Origin of the sequence: Paraburkholderia panacisoli, from assembly GCF_008369935.1 — a bacterium.
Lineage (GTDB): Bacteria > Pseudomonadota > Gammaproteobacteria > Burkholderiales > Burkholderiaceae > Paraburkholderia > Paraburkholderia panacisoli.
The window spans coordinates 272,479-288,967 of record NZ_VTUZ01000005.1 but is presented as its reverse complement, the minus strand read 5'-3'; the positions used below and the strand labels follow the sequence as shown (position 1 = coordinate 288,967).

At 62.5% G+C, this 16,489-nt stretch carries 16 protein-coding genes; 10 read left to right on the top strand and 6 right to left on the bottom strand.

Annotated features, from left to right (window positions below; all coding sequences use genetic code 11):
* Nucleotides 1-44 precede the first annotated feature (44 nt).
* Both FVF58_RS10160 and FVF58_RS10155 read right to left on the bottom strand, forming a co-directional pair.
* On the bottom strand, nucleotides 45-827 hold the full coding sequence (locus FVF58_RS10160) for a sugar phosphate isomerase/epimerase family protein (protein WP_149669769.1): 783 nt from the start codon (nucleotides 825-827) through the stop codon (nucleotides 45-47).
* 30 nt (nucleotides 828-857) lie between these two features.
* Complete coding sequence (locus FVF58_RS10155) at nucleotides 858-1,691, bottom strand: shikimate dehydrogenase family protein (protein WP_149669768.1); 834 nt, start codon at nucleotides 1,689-1,691, stop codon at nucleotides 858-860.
* A gap of 93 nt (nucleotides 1,692-1,784) precedes the next feature.
* Here FVF58_RS10155 and FVF58_RS10150 point away from each other — a divergent pair, with 93 nt between their 5' ends.
* Nucleotides 1,785-2,702: a LysR substrate-binding domain-containing protein gene (locus FVF58_RS10150; RefSeq protein ID WP_149669767.1), complete on the top strand. Its 918-nt coding sequence runs from the start codon at nucleotides 1,785-1,787 to the stop codon at nucleotides 2,700-2,702.
* Between the two features lie 192 nt (nucleotides 2,703-2,894).
* Here FVF58_RS10150 and FVF58_RS10145 read toward each other — a convergent pair whose 3' ends face one another.
* Nucleotides 2,895-3,800 carry a LysR family transcriptional regulator gene (locus FVF58_RS10145; protein ID WP_149669766.1) on the bottom strand — a complete coding sequence of 302 codons (906 nt, stop codon included), beginning with the start codon at nucleotides 3,798-3,800 and terminating at the stop codon, nucleotides 2,895-2,897.
* 95 nt (nucleotides 3,801-3,895) lie between these two features.
* On the opposite strand from FVF58_RS10145, the gene FVF58_RS10140 reads away from it, so the two are divergent.
* The 6 genes from FVF58_RS10140 to aroQ are packed head-to-tail and all read left to right on the top strand — an operon-like array spanning nucleotide 3,896 to nucleotide 8,220.
* Nucleotides 3,896-4,867 carry a ketopantoate reductase family protein gene (locus tag FVF58_RS10140; RefSeq protein ID WP_149669765.1) on the top strand — a complete coding sequence of 324 codons (972 nt, stop codon included), beginning with the start codon at nucleotides 3,896-3,898 and terminating at the stop codon, nucleotides 4,865-4,867.
* Nucleotides 4,864-5,256 (top strand): VOC family protein, encoded by a 393-nt coding sequence (locus FVF58_RS10135; protein WP_149669764.1) that lies wholly within the window; start codon nucleotides 4,864-4,866, stop codon nucleotides 5,254-5,256. The genes FVF58_RS10140 and FVF58_RS10135 overlap by 4 nt, the downstream gene beginning before the upstream one ends.
* Nucleotide 5,257: 1 nt before the next feature.
* Entirely contained in the window at nucleotides 5,258-5,716 is a 459-nt protein-coding gene (locus tag FVF58_RS10130) for a MaoC family dehydratase (RefSeq protein ID WP_149669763.1), read from the top strand.
* A complete protein-coding gene (locus FVF58_RS10125; protein WP_149669762.1) occupies nucleotides 5,716-6,936 on the top strand; it encodes a CaiB/BaiF CoA transferase family protein in 1,221 nt (406 codons plus the stop codon). Before FVF58_RS10130 ends, FVF58_RS10125 begins: the two co-directional genes overlap by 1 nt.
* Entirely contained in the window at nucleotides 6,936-7,769 is an 834-nt protein-coding gene (aroE, locus tag FVF58_RS10120; RefSeq protein WP_149669861.1) for a shikimate dehydrogenase, read from the top strand. Before FVF58_RS10125 ends, aroE begins: the two co-directional genes overlap by 1 nt.
* A gap of 19 nt (nucleotides 7,770-7,788) precedes the next feature.
* Entirely contained in the window at nucleotides 7,789-8,220 is a 432-nt protein-coding gene (aroQ, locus tag FVF58_RS10115; protein ID WP_149669761.1) for a type II 3-dehydroquinate dehydratase, read from the top strand.
* A gap of 98 nt (nucleotides 8,221-8,318) precedes the next feature.
* Here aroQ and ald read toward each other — a convergent pair whose 3' ends face one another.
* The 3 genes from ald to phnA form a co-directional block, all read right to left on the bottom strand.
* Complete coding sequence (gene ald / locus FVF58_RS10110; RefSeq protein WP_149669760.1) at nucleotides 8,319-9,437, bottom strand: alanine dehydrogenase; 1,119 nt, start codon at nucleotides 9,435-9,437, stop codon at nucleotides 8,319-8,321.
* A gap of 69 nt (nucleotides 9,438-9,506) precedes the next feature.
* Nucleotides 9,507-10,964 (bottom strand): phosphonoacetaldehyde dehydrogenase, encoded by a 1,458-nt coding sequence (phnY, locus tag FVF58_RS10105; RefSeq protein ID WP_149669759.1) that lies wholly within the window; start codon nucleotides 10,962-10,964, stop codon nucleotides 9,507-9,509.
* Between the two features lie 13 nt (nucleotides 10,965-10,977).
* Nucleotides 10,978-12,213, bottom strand: a complete 1,236-nt coding sequence (gene phnA / locus FVF58_RS10100) for a phosphonoacetate hydrolase (RefSeq protein ID WP_149669758.1) — start codon at nucleotides 12,211-12,213, stop codon at nucleotides 10,978-10,980.
* Nucleotides 12,214-12,438: 225 nt separating this feature from the next.
* Between phnA and FVF58_RS10095 the strand changes: the two genes are divergently transcribed.
* From FVF58_RS10095 to FVF58_RS10085, 3 genes are all read left to right on the top strand, one after another.
* A complete protein-coding gene (locus tag FVF58_RS10095; RefSeq protein ID WP_149669757.1) occupies nucleotides 12,439-13,494 on the top strand; it encodes a putative 2-aminoethylphosphonate ABC transporter substrate-binding protein in 1,056 nt (351 codons plus the stop codon).
* A gap of 157 nt (nucleotides 13,495-13,651) precedes the next feature.
* Nucleotides 13,652-14,743, top strand: coding sequence for a putative 2-aminoethylphosphonate ABC transporter ATP-binding protein (locus FVF58_RS10090; protein ID WP_149669756.1), 1,092 nt, complete (start codon nucleotides 13,652-13,654; stop codon nucleotides 14,741-14,743).
* Complete coding sequence (locus FVF58_RS10085; protein WP_149669755.1) at nucleotides 14,740-16,467, top strand: putative 2-aminoethylphosphonate ABC transporter permease subunit; 1,728 nt, start codon at nucleotides 14,740-14,742, stop codon at nucleotides 16,465-16,467. Before FVF58_RS10090 ends, FVF58_RS10085 begins: the two co-directional genes overlap by 4 nt.
* The last annotated feature ends 22 nt before the right edge of the window (nucleotides 16,468-16,489 follow it).

Here is a 16,489-nt window from a genome sequence, read left to right as displayed (position 1 = left end):
CGAACCCCTGGCAGGTCTGTGTCGACCTGTTGTGTATGCGGGCGTTATGCGTCGTTCCACGCTCGACGCAGGAACGTCGCGCTCTCGCGCATCGAAGCGAGCGGCTCGCCTTTCAAGCCGCATTCGGCACTGAGCAGGCCCTGATAGCCGCAGGCCTTGAGATGCCCGAAGAAAGACGGGTAGTCATAGCCGCCGGTGCCCGGATTCAGCCGGCCAGTGTCGGCGAGATGGATGTGAGCAAGCCACGCACAGTGCTCGCGCAACTCGTCTAGCGGCTCGGCTTCTTCGTCCATGTGATAGAAGTCCGCGAGGCCGCGCACTTCGGGACGGTTCAGCGACTTTGCGATCCGCGCGCCGTCCGCGACGCTGTTCACGAGATTCGATTCCTTGCGGTTCAGCGGCTCGATCACGAGCGTCGTGCCGCTGCCTTCGAGCGCATCGGCGCACCATCCGAGCGTTGTCAGGAATTCGTCTTCGGCCTGAGCCTGAGTCCAGCCTTCAGGGATGTTGCGCGTCCAGCCGCTGCCGAGCACGACGACGCGGGCTCGTGACAGCGTCAGCAGTTCCACCACCCGGTCGAAGTAAGCGCGGTTGCGTGGCTCGTCCTTTTCCGGACCAACGATGCGGGCGTCGTGCGGGAACAGATAGCTGAAGGCGAGCGCCGGCAACGGCAGTTCCTTGATGAGCGCCTTGGTATTCGCGAACGATGCGTCGTCCTCGAGTTTCATCGGCACTAGCTGCGCTTCGATGTAATCGAGCCCGGCCTCCTTCATCAACGCCGCGTTCTGCAGTGGACCGCACCAGCCGAATTGGGGTGTCGTCGTCATGTCGTCTCCTTGAACTTGACCTGGATTGGCTCAGTAACTCAGCTTCGCGACCGAACGCAGCACTTCCGGCGTGGTCGTCGGAAAGCCGAAGAATTCGAGGTAAGCGGGAATCTGCTCGAACAGCATGTCCGAGCCCACCTGGAAGCGGCAGCCGCGCGCTTGCACCGCCTTGAGGAACGCCGTCATCTCGGTCTTCATCACGACCTCGCCGACGAACGTGTGCGGCGCGATGCGCTCCACATCGACCGGTAGCGGATCGCCTTCGTTCATGCCCATCGGCGTGGCGTTCACGACGAGGTCGTAGCCCGCCGGATCGTTGCTGCCGGTCGTGACTTCGAGCCTCGGGTAATGGGTCGTGAGACGCTCTTTCAAGCCTTGCGCCGACTCGGCGCATGCGTCGTAGAGGCCGAGCCACCCGACGCCGGCCGCAGCCAGCGACGCCGCAATTGCCGAACCGACGCCGCCGCAGCCGACCACCAGCACCCGCGTGCCTTCGAGTTCGCAGCCCTTGCGCCGCACGCCGCGCACGAAGCCTTCGCCGTCGAACATATCGCCGAGAAGACGCCCGTCTTCCGTGCGCCGCACCGCGTTGCACGAGCCGGCGATTTTTACGGTCGGCGTGGCGTCGTCGAGCAGGCCGACGGTCGTGACCTTGTGCGGCATCGTGATGAGCGCGCCACGGATGTTCTCGAGCGAGAAAACCGACTGGAGGAAGGCCCGGTAATGCTCGGGCTTGCAGCCCATCGGCACCACGACGGCATTGATGCCGGCGTGCTCGAAGTAGAGGTTGTAGATCATCGGCGACTTGAAGGCGTGCGTCGGATAGCCGATGTGGGCGACGAGCCCGGTATTGCCATTGATCATGCTTGTCTCCTGTGCGTTCTAGGCATGACCAGAGACTACTATCGCCGAATCGAACTATTATTATTCGATCTTGCACCCCATAATCACCAGATCATGCTTAATGAACCGATGCTCGCGGATCTCCGGCTCTTCTGCGAGGTCGCCCGCCGCCTGAGTTTCGTCGCCGCCGCGCACGAGTTCGGGAGCTCGCAGACCCACGTCAGCAAGCGCATCGCCTTGCTGGAAAAGACGCTCGGGGTCAAGCTGCTGCATCGCACGACGCGGCGTGTGTCGCTCTCATCCGATGGCGAAACGGTGTATCGCTGGGCGCGCGCGATCCTGCAGGACGTCGACGCGATGCGCGACGATCTGTCGAACCTGCGGGTAAATCCCAGGGGGTCTCTGCGTATCAGCGCGAGCCAGCGTCTCGGGCGCAGCCACATCGCGCCAATCGTGTCACTGATGAAAAAGCGCTATCCGGAACTGGAAATCTGGCTGGAGCTGGTCGATCGCCGCGTCAACCTCGTCGACGAGGGTTTCGATCTCGATGTGCGCGTCGGCGCGTTGCAGGAGCCGGGGCTGATCGCGCATCACATCGCGGTCAGTCCGCGCGTGCTGTGCGCGGCGCCGGTCTATCTCGACGCACGCGGCCGCCCGAAGAGCGTCGAGGAACTCGCGCAGCACGACTGCCTTGTGTTCCGCGAACGCGACGAGCCATTCGGCGTGTGGCGTCTGCTCGGAGCCGGCGGCTGGAGCACGGTGAAGGTCACGGGATCGCTGGCGTCGAACCACAGCGACGTCGTGCTGCGCTGGGCGCGCGATGGCCACGGCATCGTGATGGTCGGGCAGTCGTACGTGGCGCAGGCGCTTGCCGAGGGAACGCTCGAACGCGTGCTTCCGGCGTGGGAGCAGCCAGCCGACGTATGGGCGATGTCAGCGGCGCGCTCGGCGCAGTCGGCCAAGGTCCGCGTCTGCGTCGACTTTCTCAAACAGGAGCTTGCGCATGGAGAGTTCGCGTTGTGGAAGACTTGAGCGCCCGATGTGCCGCTCGCGCGATCACGCACCAGCGGATGGCGCCGATCTGCTGGACCAGCAAACGCCAACAAAGTGGCGGCGGAGCGACGCTCATTCGCCCGCCGCGCTTCGCCAAGCCTGGGTCATTCTCCGCACGCCAGCAAGGCAGAGCTTCTCGCGACGCCACGGCAACCGACGTCACGCGAAAGATCAACGCAAACTGCTGAATAGCTGAGCCACCAGATGGCGCAGCCAGCGATTCCCCGCTTCGTGGTGATAGCGGGCATGCCAGTGCTGCCGTACCGCAAATCCCTCCACGGGTATCGGACACGGATGCACCGACAGATCATTCACCTTCGCCAGCGTCTCGCCGATATGCCGTGGCAGCGTGGCGATCAGGTCGGTCGTCTGGATGATCGCCCCCAGCCCGAGAAAGCCCGGCAGTTCGAGCACGACGTCCCGCTCAACCTGCTCGCGCACGAGCGCCTGCTCCAGCAGTTGCGCCCCGGTCCCCGCCGCGATGACGACATGACCTTCCGCACGGTACTGCTTTAACCCGAGCTTTGCGCGCACTCGCGGGTGATGCTTATTCATCAGACACACCCAGTCCTGCGTGTACAACTGCTGCTGGTAAATACCGCCGCCGAGCCAGGGCACATGACCGATCGCAAGGTCCGCCTCACCTGATTCCAGCGCGCGTTCTGTATTGCCGTCGATCCTTGCCGCCTCCAGACGAATGCCCGGTGCCTGCGCGCGCACGTGCGCCAGCATGCGCGGAAGCAGCGTGATGTGGCTGGCGTCGGTCATGCAGATACGGAACCGCCGCTTCGCCGTGGCTGGATCAAACGCGATCTCCCAGGCAGCGAAGCGCCGCAGCGATTCGAGAATCTCCCGGCACGGCCCGATCAGCGCATCGGCTTGCGGCGTCGGCGCCATGCCGCCCGGTGTCCGTATGAACAGCGGGTCCTGCAGATGCTCCCGCAAACGCCCCAGCCAGATGCTGATCGTGGGCTGACTCTGTCCGAACTGCTCCGCCACTCGCGTGACGCTGCGCACATCGTAGAGAAGGTCGAAAAGCTGCAGCAGCTTCAGATCGGGGAGTTCTGCCGGGTTCATAGCAATATTGTCTGGCGCAATGACGTCATTGTATCCATTGCATTGCCGACATGAGCACCGAATCGTATCTTGATCTCCATATCAAGGAGACGTCAGTGAAGATTGCGATTCTAGGTGCGGGTGCTCTGGGTTGCGCCGTTGGCGCGGCGCTGACCGAAGGCGGCAACGAAGTCTGGTTGCTGAACCGCTCGGCGGCACATGTGGAGTCCATGCGGCGCGATGGACTTCGCGTAGACGATGCGAACGGCTCGCGCCGCGTGAAAGTCCGCGCGGCGACGCGGGCCGCCGAGGCCGGCGTCGTCGATCTGGTCGTCGTGCTGGTCAAGTCATTTCATACCGATGCGGCAATGCGCGGCGCGCTGGATCTGATCGGACCCGATACGCTGGTCCTGTCGTTGCAGAACGGCCTTGGGCACGAAGATGTGCTCGCGAACATCGTGGGTCGCGAGCGCGTGCTGGCCGGCAAGACCTACGTGGGCGGCGTGATGCGCAAGCCGGGGCACATCGAGTCCGGCGTCGCCGGCAAGGCGACTTACATCGGGGAACTCGACGGCCGGATCACTTCCCGCGTGACGGCGATCGCCGAGACCTTCAACGCCGCCGGACTGGCCACCACGGTCAGCGACAACATCGTCGGCACGATGTGGGACAAGCTGCTGGTCAATGTCGCGACTGGCGCGCTGACCGGTACCACCGGCCTGACCTACGGCCAACTCTACGATGAACCGCTCCTGAAAACGACCGCGCTCGCAGCGGTCGCCGAAGCGATGGCGGTCGCCCAGGCCGCCGGCGTGACCCTTTCCACCACCGATCCCGAATTCCCGTGGACCCTCGCCGGTGAAGGACTATCCGCCACCTTCAAGACTTCGATGCTGCAAAGCCTCGAAAAAGGCTCCATCACCGAAATCGACTTTATCAACGGCGCGGTCGTGCGCTGGGGACAACGGCACGGCGTGCCGACGCCCGTCAACGCGACGCTGGTGGCATGCATCAAGGGTATCGAGCGGGCCATGACCGACCGACAACACAGCGACATCTTGCATGGGACAAGGGAGACAACGGCATGAACGGCAGTAAGGCTTATCTGGAGCATGTCGCCATCTGGGTGAAGGACATCCACTGGCACATCCGCTTTTTCGAAGACGTTCTCGGCATGACGATGCGCGAGATCGACGGCACCGTCGAGGAACCGCGTCAGTACTGGACCCTCGGCGGTCTGCAGTTCATCCATGACCCGCAGCATGACGCGCCTGAAGGCCGTCTCGGCCACCTGGGCGTGATGTGCGAAGACATGGAGGCCGCGCGCGCCGCTGCGCAAAAGTATGGTGTCAGCGAGATGCCGCAAGGACGCAACTGGCTGCGCCTGCCGGACGGCCTCGCCGTCGAACTGATTCAGGCCAGGCCCGCCGCATGCGTCGCGCAGGCGCTGGCGATCAACCCGCGTTCAGAGGTGTGAGATGACGATCATTGAAAAATACTGGGACGACGCCCGCGAAGGCGATGAGTGCGTGAGCCCGACTTACACCGTCACCAAAGAACGCATTCTGGCCTACGCCGACCTCACCGGCGATCACACGCCGGTGCATGTCGACGAGGAATACGCGAACGCGAGCCACTTCGGTTCCATCGTCGCGCACGGTCTGTTTGGCTTGTCTATCGCCGATGGGCTCAAGACCCAAAGCGACTACCGTTTCCTCCCGGGCATGTCGCTCGGCTGGACATGGGACTTCAACCTGCCGATCAAGGTCAACGACGTGTTGCACGTGAAATTCCGCGTGAGTTCGATGCGGGCAAGCAAGAGCCGTCCCGACTGGGGAATCGTCGTGCTGCCGTCCGAGCTGCTCAATCAGGACGGTCAGGTCGTCCAGCATGGCGAGCATCGACTGATGGTGCCGCGCCGACCGGGAGCATTCTGATGCAGGCACGTCCTCTCGAAGGCATTCGCGTCGTCGACTACAGCCATTTTCTGGCCGGTCCGTATGTCGGGCGCTGTCTCGCGGCGCTCGGCGCCGAAGTCATCAAGGTCGAGCGGCCCGGCAGCGGCGATGCCGGGCGTCAGCATGCCACGGTGCTCGATGACGAGCAGAGCGGCTATTTCCTGCAGCTCAACATGGGCAAGCGCGGCGTCAGCGTCAATATGCGCGATGCGCGTGGGAAGGAGTTCATGCAGCGGCTGTGCGATTCGGCGGATGTGTTCGTCGAGAACTACCGGCCGGGTGCGCTGAACAAACTCGGGCTCGGTTATGACGAACTGTCCGCGCGAAATCCGAAACTGGTCTACTGTTCGATATCAGCATATGGCCATACGGGCCCTGATGCGCACCGCGCCGGTTTCGGTCTGATTGCCGAAGCGAAGAGCGGCATCATGCAGATGATCGGCAATCCCGGCGAGCCGCCGCCGCTGATGCGCATTTCGCTCGGCGACATGTACACCGGCATTCACGCGGTGGCGGCGATCAACGCCGCGCTGCTCGGTCGCGTGAAGAGCGGTCGAGGCCAGCATATCGACATGGCGCTGTACGACACATTGGTGTCGATGCACGAATACGCGGTGCAGTGCTACACGATGCAAGGCATCGTGCCGGAGCAGACCGGTCACGACATGCCCACGTCGACGCTCTACGGCGTGTTCCGTGCCGCCGACGGCGACCTCGTGATCGCAGCGCAGGTAGACGACGCGTGGAAGCGCTTCGCCGCACTGATAGAGGCTCATGGAGGTCCGGCTGGTTTCGGAACCGACACACGCTTTCACACGCTCGCGGGACGCAATACGAACCGGTTGGACATTCTGTCCGTCGTGCAGCCCTGGGTCGCCAGCCGACCGGTCGCACAGGTGCTGGACCTGCTCGACGGTATCGACGTGCCTTGCGCGAAGGTGCAGCGGATCGACGAAGTACTCGCCGATCCGCAGATCGTCGCGCGAGGCATGGTGGTCGAGCAGGAGCATCCGCGCTACGGCAAGTTGCGCCTGCCGAATCTGCCGTTCCGTTTCTCCGACTGCGACACGACGATCCGCGAGATCGCGCCCGATCTCGGTCAGCACAATGCGGAAGTGGCGCAATCGCTGGGCTTCGGCGCTGCCGAGATCGACGCGATGCAGACCGATGGTGTGCTGTATTCAAATGTGAGGCCATGATGACTGACCAATACGCGGTGATCGGCAATCCGATCGGACACACGAAATCTCCCTTGATCCACGGTCTCTTTGCGCAAGAGACGCAGCAGGACATGTCCTATACGGCGATCGAAGGTCCGATGGAGCCGCCGGACGCGTTCGCCGGGACCGTGCGCGCGTTCATCGCGGCGGGCGGCAAAGGCATGAACGTGACCGCGCCCTTCAAGCTGAAGGCGTTCGCGATGGCCGACGAACGCAGCGAGCGCGCGGCACTGGCGGGTGCCGCCAATGCGCTGAGCTTCAGAGACGGCAGGATCGTCGCTGAGAATTTCGACGGCGTCGGTTTGGTGCGCGACATCGAGGTCAACCTCAGGCTGCCGATGGCCGGCAAGCGCGTGCTGGTCCTCGGCGCCGGCGGGGCGGTGCGTGGTGCTTTGCTGCCGTTCCTTGCCGCGCGACCCGCTGAACTGATCGTCGCCAACAGGGACATTGCGAAGGTTCGGGCGTTGATCGAACAAGTCGCCACGAGCGGTCCGCTGGCCGCCTGTGGGTACGGCGATCTCGAGGCGATGGGGCGGTTCGACCTGGTGGTCAACGCGACGTCGGCCAGCCTGACCGGCGATCTGCCGCCCGTTCCGCCGGGCGTTTTCAGTCCCGCAGGCGCGGCTTACGAACTCGCCTACGGCAAGAGACTGACGCCCTTCCTGCGGCTGGCCCGCAATGCGGGTGTGCAGGGTGTCGCGGACGGTGTCGGCATGCTGGTGGAGCAGGCAGCAGAAGCGTTCGCCTGGTGGCGTGGCGTGCGGCCCGAGACGCATGCCGTGATCGACCGGCTCACGGTGCCGCTGGATTGAAAGCGCAATGGAGTGACGAATGAAAAAGATCCTGATGCTTCACGGTATCAACCACAACATGTTTGGCAAGCGCGACCCAGTGCAATACGGAACGATCACGCTAGCCGAAATCGATGCCCGGCTGCAGGCTCTCGGCGCCGAGCTTGGCGTGCAGGTGGAATCGTTCCAAACGAATAGCGAAGGGGCCATGTGCGAGCGCATCCACCGGGCCTTCGAGGAGCGCTGTGACGCCGTGCTGATCAACGCCGGGGCGTGGACACACTACAGCTACGGCATACGCGATGCGCTGGCTATTCTCACGTGCCCGGTTGTGGAGCTGCACATGTCCAACATTCACGCACGGGAACCGTTCCGACATCACTCTGTATTCGCCGAGATCGTCGATGGGCAAATCTGCGGTTTTGGGGTTGAGAGCTATCTGCTGGCCTTGCGAGCCGCAGTTCCGGCTTGACGGAGAGGACGTAGCGGATTTAATCCGGGTGATCGCAATTGAAGGGTTCTTTTCAATCGCGATCACTAGTCCGACGGCAGCGGGCATCAGTTAGTCGATCACATTTCCAGTACGGACTCCGGTGCCTCCCACGTGTAGCCGAGTGCTCCGGCCACCTCCCGGCAGGTCACTTTTCCGAAAGCGACGTTCAGGCCATTGCGAAGGTACGGATCGTCATGCAAGGCCTTGCGCCAACCTTTGTTTGCGATCTGTAGCGCAAAAGGCAGCGTCGCATTGTTCAGCGCGTAGGTCGAAGTGTGCGGCACGCCGCCCGGCATGTTGGCGACGCAGTAGTGAACCACGTCGCCCACCATGTACGTCGGCTCCGCGTGCGTCGTGGGCCTTGCCGTCTCGCAGCATCCGCCTTGATCGATCGCCACGTCGACAATCGCAGAGCCGGGCTGCATCGCGTGAATCATTGCTGTCGTCACGAGTTTGGGAGCGGCCGCGCCCGGGATCAGCACGCCGCCGATGACGAGGTCGGCTTCGAGCACGTGCTTTTCGACATTGTCCTGATTCGAAAACACGGTCATGACGCGCGCGCCGAGCAGACGGTCCATGCGCCGCAGCGCGTCCAGATTGCGATCGATCACTACGACCTGCGCGCCGGTGCCCACCGCAATCTGCGCCGCGTTCGAGCCGACCACGCCCGCGCCGAGGATCACGATCTTCGCCGATGGCACGCCCGCGACGCCGCCAAGCAGAATGCCCTTGCCGCCATGCGCGCGTTCGAGACAGTACGCGCCCGCCTGAATCGACATGCGGCCGGCGACTTCGGACATGGGCGCAAGCAGCGGCAGTCCTCCGGCGGGTTGGGTGACGGTTTCATAGGCAATGCAGACGGCGTTGCTCTTCACGAGGTCGGCACATTGCTCCGGGTCCGGTGCGAGGTGCAAATACGTGAAAAGGATCTGACCGTCGCGAAGCATTGCTCGCTCGCCTGCTTGCGGCTCCTTCACCTTGATGATCATTTCGGCCTTCGCGAAGACATCTTCCGCGCGAGGCGCTATCTTTGCGCCGGCCTTTTCATACACCGCATCGGACGCGCCAATGCCACTTCCCGCGCCTGTTTCGACCGTGACAGTGTGACCGTGCGCCACCATTTCGCGGACTGACGACGGAGTCAGTCCCACCCGGTATTCGTGGTTCTTGATTTCCTTTGGAATGCCAACATGCATGTCATCCTCCATTTGCGGAAAAACCGCTGAGCGACTCGTTTGACGCGGTGCGGCACGGTCTTCTGTCCGTCACCACGGCAACGAGTAGGTCTTGGTATTGGTGAAGCTCTTCATCGCTTCCTGCACGCCCTCCTTGTAGCCGAGCCCGGAGTCTTTCACGCCGCCGAACGGCGTGAGTTCGAGCCGGTAACCCGGCACCTCGCGCACATTGACGCTGCCCACTTCGAGTTCGGTGATAAAGCGGGTGATGTAGTCGAAACGGTTGGTGCAAACCGACGACGACAGCGCATAGTCAGTGCTGTTGGACATCTGGATTGCTTCATCGATGTTCCTGAAACGCAGGATCGGCGAGACGGGACCGAACGTCTCGTACTTGACGAGCGGCATGTCGGGCGTAATGCGATCGACGACGGTTGGCGAATACAGCGCGCCCTCGCGCCGGTTGCCCACGAGCAGGCGCGCGCCGCGCGCGAGCGCGTCGTCGACCTGGCGCTCGCAGAACTGCGCGGCGGCTTCGTCGATGACGGTGCCCATGTCGACGCTGCTGTCAGCCGGATTTCCATATTTCCACGCACGCGTTTTCTCCACGACGAGCTCGGTGAAGCGATCCGCGACGGCTTCGTGAACCAGCATACGCTTGATCGCCGTGCATCGCTGCCCCGAGTTTTTGTAGGAGCCGGAGACCGCGAGCGAGCTGGCTTCGTCCAGATCGGCGTCTTCCATCACGATGATCGGATCGTTGCCGCCCAGTTCCAGCACGGCTCGCCGATACCCCATGCGCGCCGCGATGGATTTACCGATCGACACGCCGCCCGTGAACGTAATTAGATCGACTGCCGGGTTCGTGATCAGTTCGTCAGCGATCACAGCGGGGTCGCCTGTCACTACCTGCAGCATCTGCACGGGCAGACCGGCTTCGTAGAGAATGTCCGCGAGCAGGTAGCACGACAGCGGCACTTTTTCCGAAGGCTTCACGACGATCCGGTTGTTGGTCGCGATCGACGGCACGATCTTGTGCGCGACCTGATTCATCGGGTGATTGAACGGCGTGATGGCCGAAATCACGCCGAGCAACGGCTCGCGCTGCGTGTACACGCGCCGCTTCTTGCCGTGCGGCGTGAGATCGCACGAGAAAATCTGGCCGTCGTCCTTCAGTACCTCGCCCGCGCCGAACACCAGCACGTCGGCGACGCGGCCCGCTTCATACGTCGAATCCTTGCGGCACAGGCCGGCTTCCGCCGTGATCAGCGCGGCGATCTCGCCGGTCCGAGCGCGCACGGCGTCGGCGGCGCGGCGCAGGATCGCCGCGCGGTCGTAACGCGTGAGCGTCGGGCGGTAGGCGCGCGCCACCTCGAACGCGCGCTGCACGTCTTGCAGCCTCGCTTTCGGCACCGTGCCGACGAGCGTTCCGTCGTACGGGTTGCGTACTTCGATCACTTCGTCGCGAAAGATCTTTTCCCCGTCGATGCGCAGCGCTTCGTGACGAACCTGAGTGTCGAGCTTCGTGGTTTCCGCAATAGCGTTCATGTCCAGATCCTCTTCACTGAAGATGGTTGAGTGCGATGTCGATCACGTCGAAGTTGCGCAGCCGCTGGCGTTGCGCGGCGGACCTGGCGACGGGCTGGCTGAAGATCAGCGGCACCACCTGCTCCGCGAGGCCGCCGTGCGAGCGCAGCGGCACGTCAAGTCCCGACAGGTCATGCTTAATACGGCGCGTGCCTAGCACCACGTCTTGCGCCGAGATCACGATAAGGTCGCCCATGCGCGCTGGCGGCAACTCGAACCGCGCGCAACCCTCGGCGCCCGTCAGCACCAGTTCGATGCTGGGCAGCGCGGCGAGCTTGCGGCTGATCGCCTCGCCGTCCGCGGATTCGGGCAGATACACGGTCGCAAACGAGCCGAGCGCGCCGTGATGGACCACATACGGATCGGTGATCGGCAGAATCACGCGGGCCGTGTCCTCGCCGAGCCATTCGTCGAGGCGTTCCTGCAGATAGATCACATTGGGCTCGCCTTCGTCGTTGTGCTTCGCGTTCATGCCGTGATCGGCGGTGATCGCGACGATCGCGCCCAGTTCGTCGAGCCGTTGCAGATAGCCGTCCATCATCTGATAGAAGGCGTTCGCGCCGGGCGTGCCGGGCGCGCACTTGTGCTGCACGTAGTCGGTTGTCGACAGGTACATCAGGTCGATCTTGCGTGTCTCCAGCAGACGCACGCCCGCCGCGAAGACGAACTCGGAAAGCTCCGCGCTGTACACGCTCGGCACGGGCTTGCCCACCAGCTCGATCACCTTGTCTATGCCGTTTTCTTCGATCGACGCTTCGTCTGCCTTCTCCGACGAAAAGCAGATGCCCTTGAGCCCCTTGCCGAGCAGGCGGCGCAGCTTGTCCTTCGCGGTCACGACGGCAACCTTGGCGCCGGCATCGGCGAAGCGCGCAAGCACAGTCGGCGCGACGAGGTACTTCGGATCGCTCATCAGCACCTCGGTGCCGCTCTCGCGATCGAAGAAGTAGTTGCCGCTGATGCCGTGCACCGCAGGCGGCACGCCCGTCACGATCGACAGGTTGTTCGGGTTCGTGAAGCTCGGCACCACGCACTCGCCCTTGAGCGCCGTGTCCGGGTGCAGAAGCTGCTTGATGAAGGGCGCGACGCCCGCCGCTGCGGCCATCTCCAGATATTCATACGCGCAACCGTCCACGCAGACAACCACGACGGGGCGGTGCATCCAGTTGTAGTGACGGCCGTTCACTTCGATAGACCGAGGCATTTCGCTCATGGGGCTGCTCCTTTGACCAGGGGTAATCAGGGAATTGTCGATGAGGCGTTTTGTGGCATCGTGTGGCAATACTTGACATTAAAATTGAGTCTTTGTAGATTGTCAACAACAGACAACCAACAAGAACAACAGGCAGGCGGTGGGGTAGCAGTTCGTTTGCAGTAGAGATCGGTTTCCGTTGATTTCGCGTCGCGCCGCGACGGCACTTATCAAAGGGGTGTGGAGATGAAGGAAGAATCGGGATTCACGCGTTGCAAGGCGCTTCTAAAGGCGGTGGCACAGTGCCTCGTGGCCGCGTCGGTGACGTTTGGCGTCGCCCAGTCGGCTCAGCCGAAAACGCAGTTGCTCGTCTACACGGCACTCGAAGACGAAGCGATGAAGCCGTACAAGGACGCGTTCGAAAAGGCGAACCCGGATATCGAAATCCGCTGGGTGCGTGATTCGACGGGCGCGGTCACGGCGAAGCTGCTCGCGGAAAAGGGCAATCCGCGTGCTGACGTCGTGCTCGGCCTTGCTGCATCGAGCCTGACGCTGCTGGACCTGCAAGGCATGCTGATGCCGTACACGCCGAAGGACTTCGACAGCCTCACGCGCAAATACAGCGACACCAACAATCCTCCGCACTGGGTCGGCATGGACGTGTGGGGCGCGACGATCTGCTACAACCGCATTGAAGCCGAGAAGCGTCATCTGCCTAGGCCCACCTCATGGGAAGACCTCGCCAAGCCCGTCTACAAAGGGATGATCGTGATGCCGAGTCCGGTGTCGTCCGGTACGGGCTATCTGGACGTCACGTCGTGGCTGCAAACGTTCGGCAACGAGAAGGGCTGGCAATACATGGACGCGCTGGACAAAAACGTCGCGCAGTACGTGCATTCCGGTTCGAAGCCGTGCACGCTCGCCGGCACCGGCGAATTTCCCATCGGCATCTCGTTTGAATTCCGCGGACACGAACTGCAGGCGCAAGGCGCGCCGATCGACCTGATCTTCCCGAGAGAAGGCCTCGGTTGGGACATGGAAGCGACGGGCATCATGAAAACGACGAAACAGCCCGAAGCCGCGAAAAAACTGGCCGATTTCATGGCGAGCAAGCAGGCCAACGAGATCACCGCGCAATGGTGGGCGATCGTCGCGTATCCGGGCGTGGCGAAAAAACTGTCGGGCATCCCGGACAACTATCCGCAACTGCTCGTGAAGAACGACTTCGTGTGGTCCGCGAAAAACCGCCAGTCGATTCTCGACGACTGGCAGAAGCGCTACGGCAGCAAGGAACAGAAGTAAGGCCGGCTACAACCGTAGTTAGTTCGACGGGTGCGCGAGCCAGCGGCGGCGAGCGCACTGAACGATGCGGCGGCGCGGCATCCGATGCGCGTCCCTGCAATCCAGGCGCAATACAGACGTACAAGCCAGGCATACAAGCGGCCCAGCGGAGGAGCACATGACAGCGTATTTGAGCGTGCAGCAGGTCTTCAAGCGGTTCAACGACACGCCCGTTCTGCACGGGATCAATCTCGGCGTGAAGAAAGGCGAAATGCTCTGTTTTCTCGGGCCGTCGGGATGCGGCAAAACCACCTTGTTGCGCATCATCGCGGGACTGGAGACGCAAAGCGCTGGCCAGATCATGCAGGACGGCCGCGATATCTCGCGGCTGCCGCCACAGCTTCGCGACTACGGGATCGTGTTCCAGTCGTACGCGCTGTTTCCGAACCTGACGATCTTCGATAACGTCGCGTACGGACTCGTCAATCGCAAGATGAAGCGCGCGGCGATTGCCGCTCGTGTGCACGAACTGCTGGAACTCGTCGGCTTGCCCGATTCGCACCGCAAGCATCCGAACCAGTTGTCTGGCGGTCAGCAACAGCGCATCGCACTTGCGCGCGCGCTCGCCACGTCGCCGGGCTTGTTACTGCTCGACGAACCGCTGTCCGCGCTCGATGCGCGAGTGCGTGTCCGTCTGCGCCAGGAAATCCGCCAGTTGCAACAGCGCCTCGGCGTCACGACGATCATGGTGACGCACGATCAGGAAGAGGCGTTGTCGATGGCGGACCGCATCGTCGTAATGAATCACGGCGTGATAGAACAGATCGGCACGCCGCATGAAATCTATCGCGAACCGGCGTCGCCATTCGTGGCGGATTTCATCGGTAAGGTCAACATGATTTCCGCTGAAGTCATGCGCGACGGCAGCCTGAAAGCAGGCTCAGTCGCGCTGCGCTATGGATGCGGCACGGCAGAGCCGCTGCCGGGCTCGCAGGTATCCGCATTCGTGCGGCCGGAAGACATACACATCGGCACGCCCGGTAGCAGCTCGGACAACATCCTCCCGGCGCAGGTCGAGAAGCTGGAGTTTCTCGGCGCTTTTTGCCGCGTGAGTTTCAAGGTAGATGGACTCGCAGGTCAGGAAGTCATCGCCGATCTCTCGTTTCATGAGATGCACCGCGCGGGCGTGCAGGCCGGCGCACGCTTCGACCTCGCGATCAGCCGCGACCACGTTTGCGTCTTCACGGAAGCGAAGGAGCGTTTGCAATGAGCGCCGTTCTGATTGAACGCCGCGACGGCGTCGAGGCACACGTCGAAGTGCGGCAAATCACGCATTGGCACGACCGGATCGCACAACTTGCGCTGGTGCTGATGTCGGCTTCGCTGGCGATATTTTTGCTCGTGCCCCTCGCGCTGGTGATCGGCAAGTGTTTCGTGAACGCCGACGGACATTTCATCGGCTTCACCAACTTCAGCGGTTATCTGGCCAATGACGGCGTGTGGACCTCGGCGCTGCACTCAGTGGCGGTGGCGAGTACGGTCACATCGATCGTCATTCCGATGGCGTTCACGTTCGCCTATGCGCTCACGCGCTCATGCATGCCGATGAAGAACGCCGTGCGCACCGTCGCACTGCTGCCATTGCTCGCGCCCACGCTGCTGTCGGCAGTGTCGTTCATCTACTGGTTCGGCAACTCGGGGCTTCTCAAGCCGCTATTGCATGGACATTCGATCTATGGCTTTCCGGGTATTGTTTGCAGCCTGGTTTACGCGGCATTTCCGCATGTATTGATGATCCTCGTGACGGCATTGGCGCTTTCCGATGGCCGTCTGTACGAAGCCGCCGATGCGATGGGCACGAGCCGCATGCGAAAGTTCATGACCATCACGCTGCCGGGCGCGAAATACGGCCTGATCAGCGCGACGATGGTGTCCTTCACGATCTGCATCAACGATTTCGGCGTGCCGGTGGTGATTGGCGGCCCGTACACGGTTCTGTCGACGGACATCTACAAGCTCATCATCGGCTTGCAGGACTTCAATCGCAGCGCGGTGGTGAGCCTGTTGCTGCTGTGCCCGGCGCTGGTTGCGTTTGCCGTCGACTTCTTCGTTCGACGCAAGCAGCAGTCGCAACTCGGCGCACGCTCGACGCCCTACCAGCCGAAGCCGTCCCGTGGATTCGACATGATGATGCTCGCGTATTGCGCGCTGGTGTGCCTGTTGCTGATTGCCGTGGTTGGCATTTCGGTGTTCGCGTCGTTCGTGAAGTTCTGGCCGTATCAGATGAGCCTTGGCTTGCAGCACTACAAGATGGGGCTCATCGGCGCGGGCATCTTCGACGCCTACGAAAACAGCCTGAAAATGGCCGCGTGCGTGGCGCTGGGCGGCACCGCGATTGTGTTCGGCGGCGCATATCTGGTCGAAAAAACACGCGGACCCCGCTGGCTGCGCGGCTTCATCAACCTGTGCGCGATCCTGCCGATGGGCGTGCCGGGGCTCGTGCTCGGCATCAGCTACATCTTTCTGTTCAACTCGCCCGCCAATCCGCTCAATGGTTTGTACGGCACGCTCGCGCTACTCGCCATCGTGACCGTGGTGCATTACTACTCGTCGAGCCATCTGACGGCGGTCACCGCATTGCGGCAGATCGACAACGAATTTGAAGCCGTGTCTGCGTCGCTGAAAGTGCCTTTCTACAGGACGTTTTTTCGCGTCACCGTGCCGGTGTGTCTGCCGGCCATTCTGCAGATCGCGCGCTACCTGTTCGTCAACGGAATGACGACGGTCTCTGCAGTCGCGTTTCTGTATTCGCCGGACACGCAACCTGCCTCCGTGGCCATTCTCAATCTCGACGACGCCGGCCAGATCGGACCCGCCGCCGCGATGGCAACCCTCGTGCTCGTGACCGCATCGTTTGCCTGTCTGCTGTTTGCCGGCGTGTCGCACGGCGTACTGCATAGAACCCAGGCTTGGCGCACGTCACGCCATGGCTGAACACAATCTTCATCGAGACGTT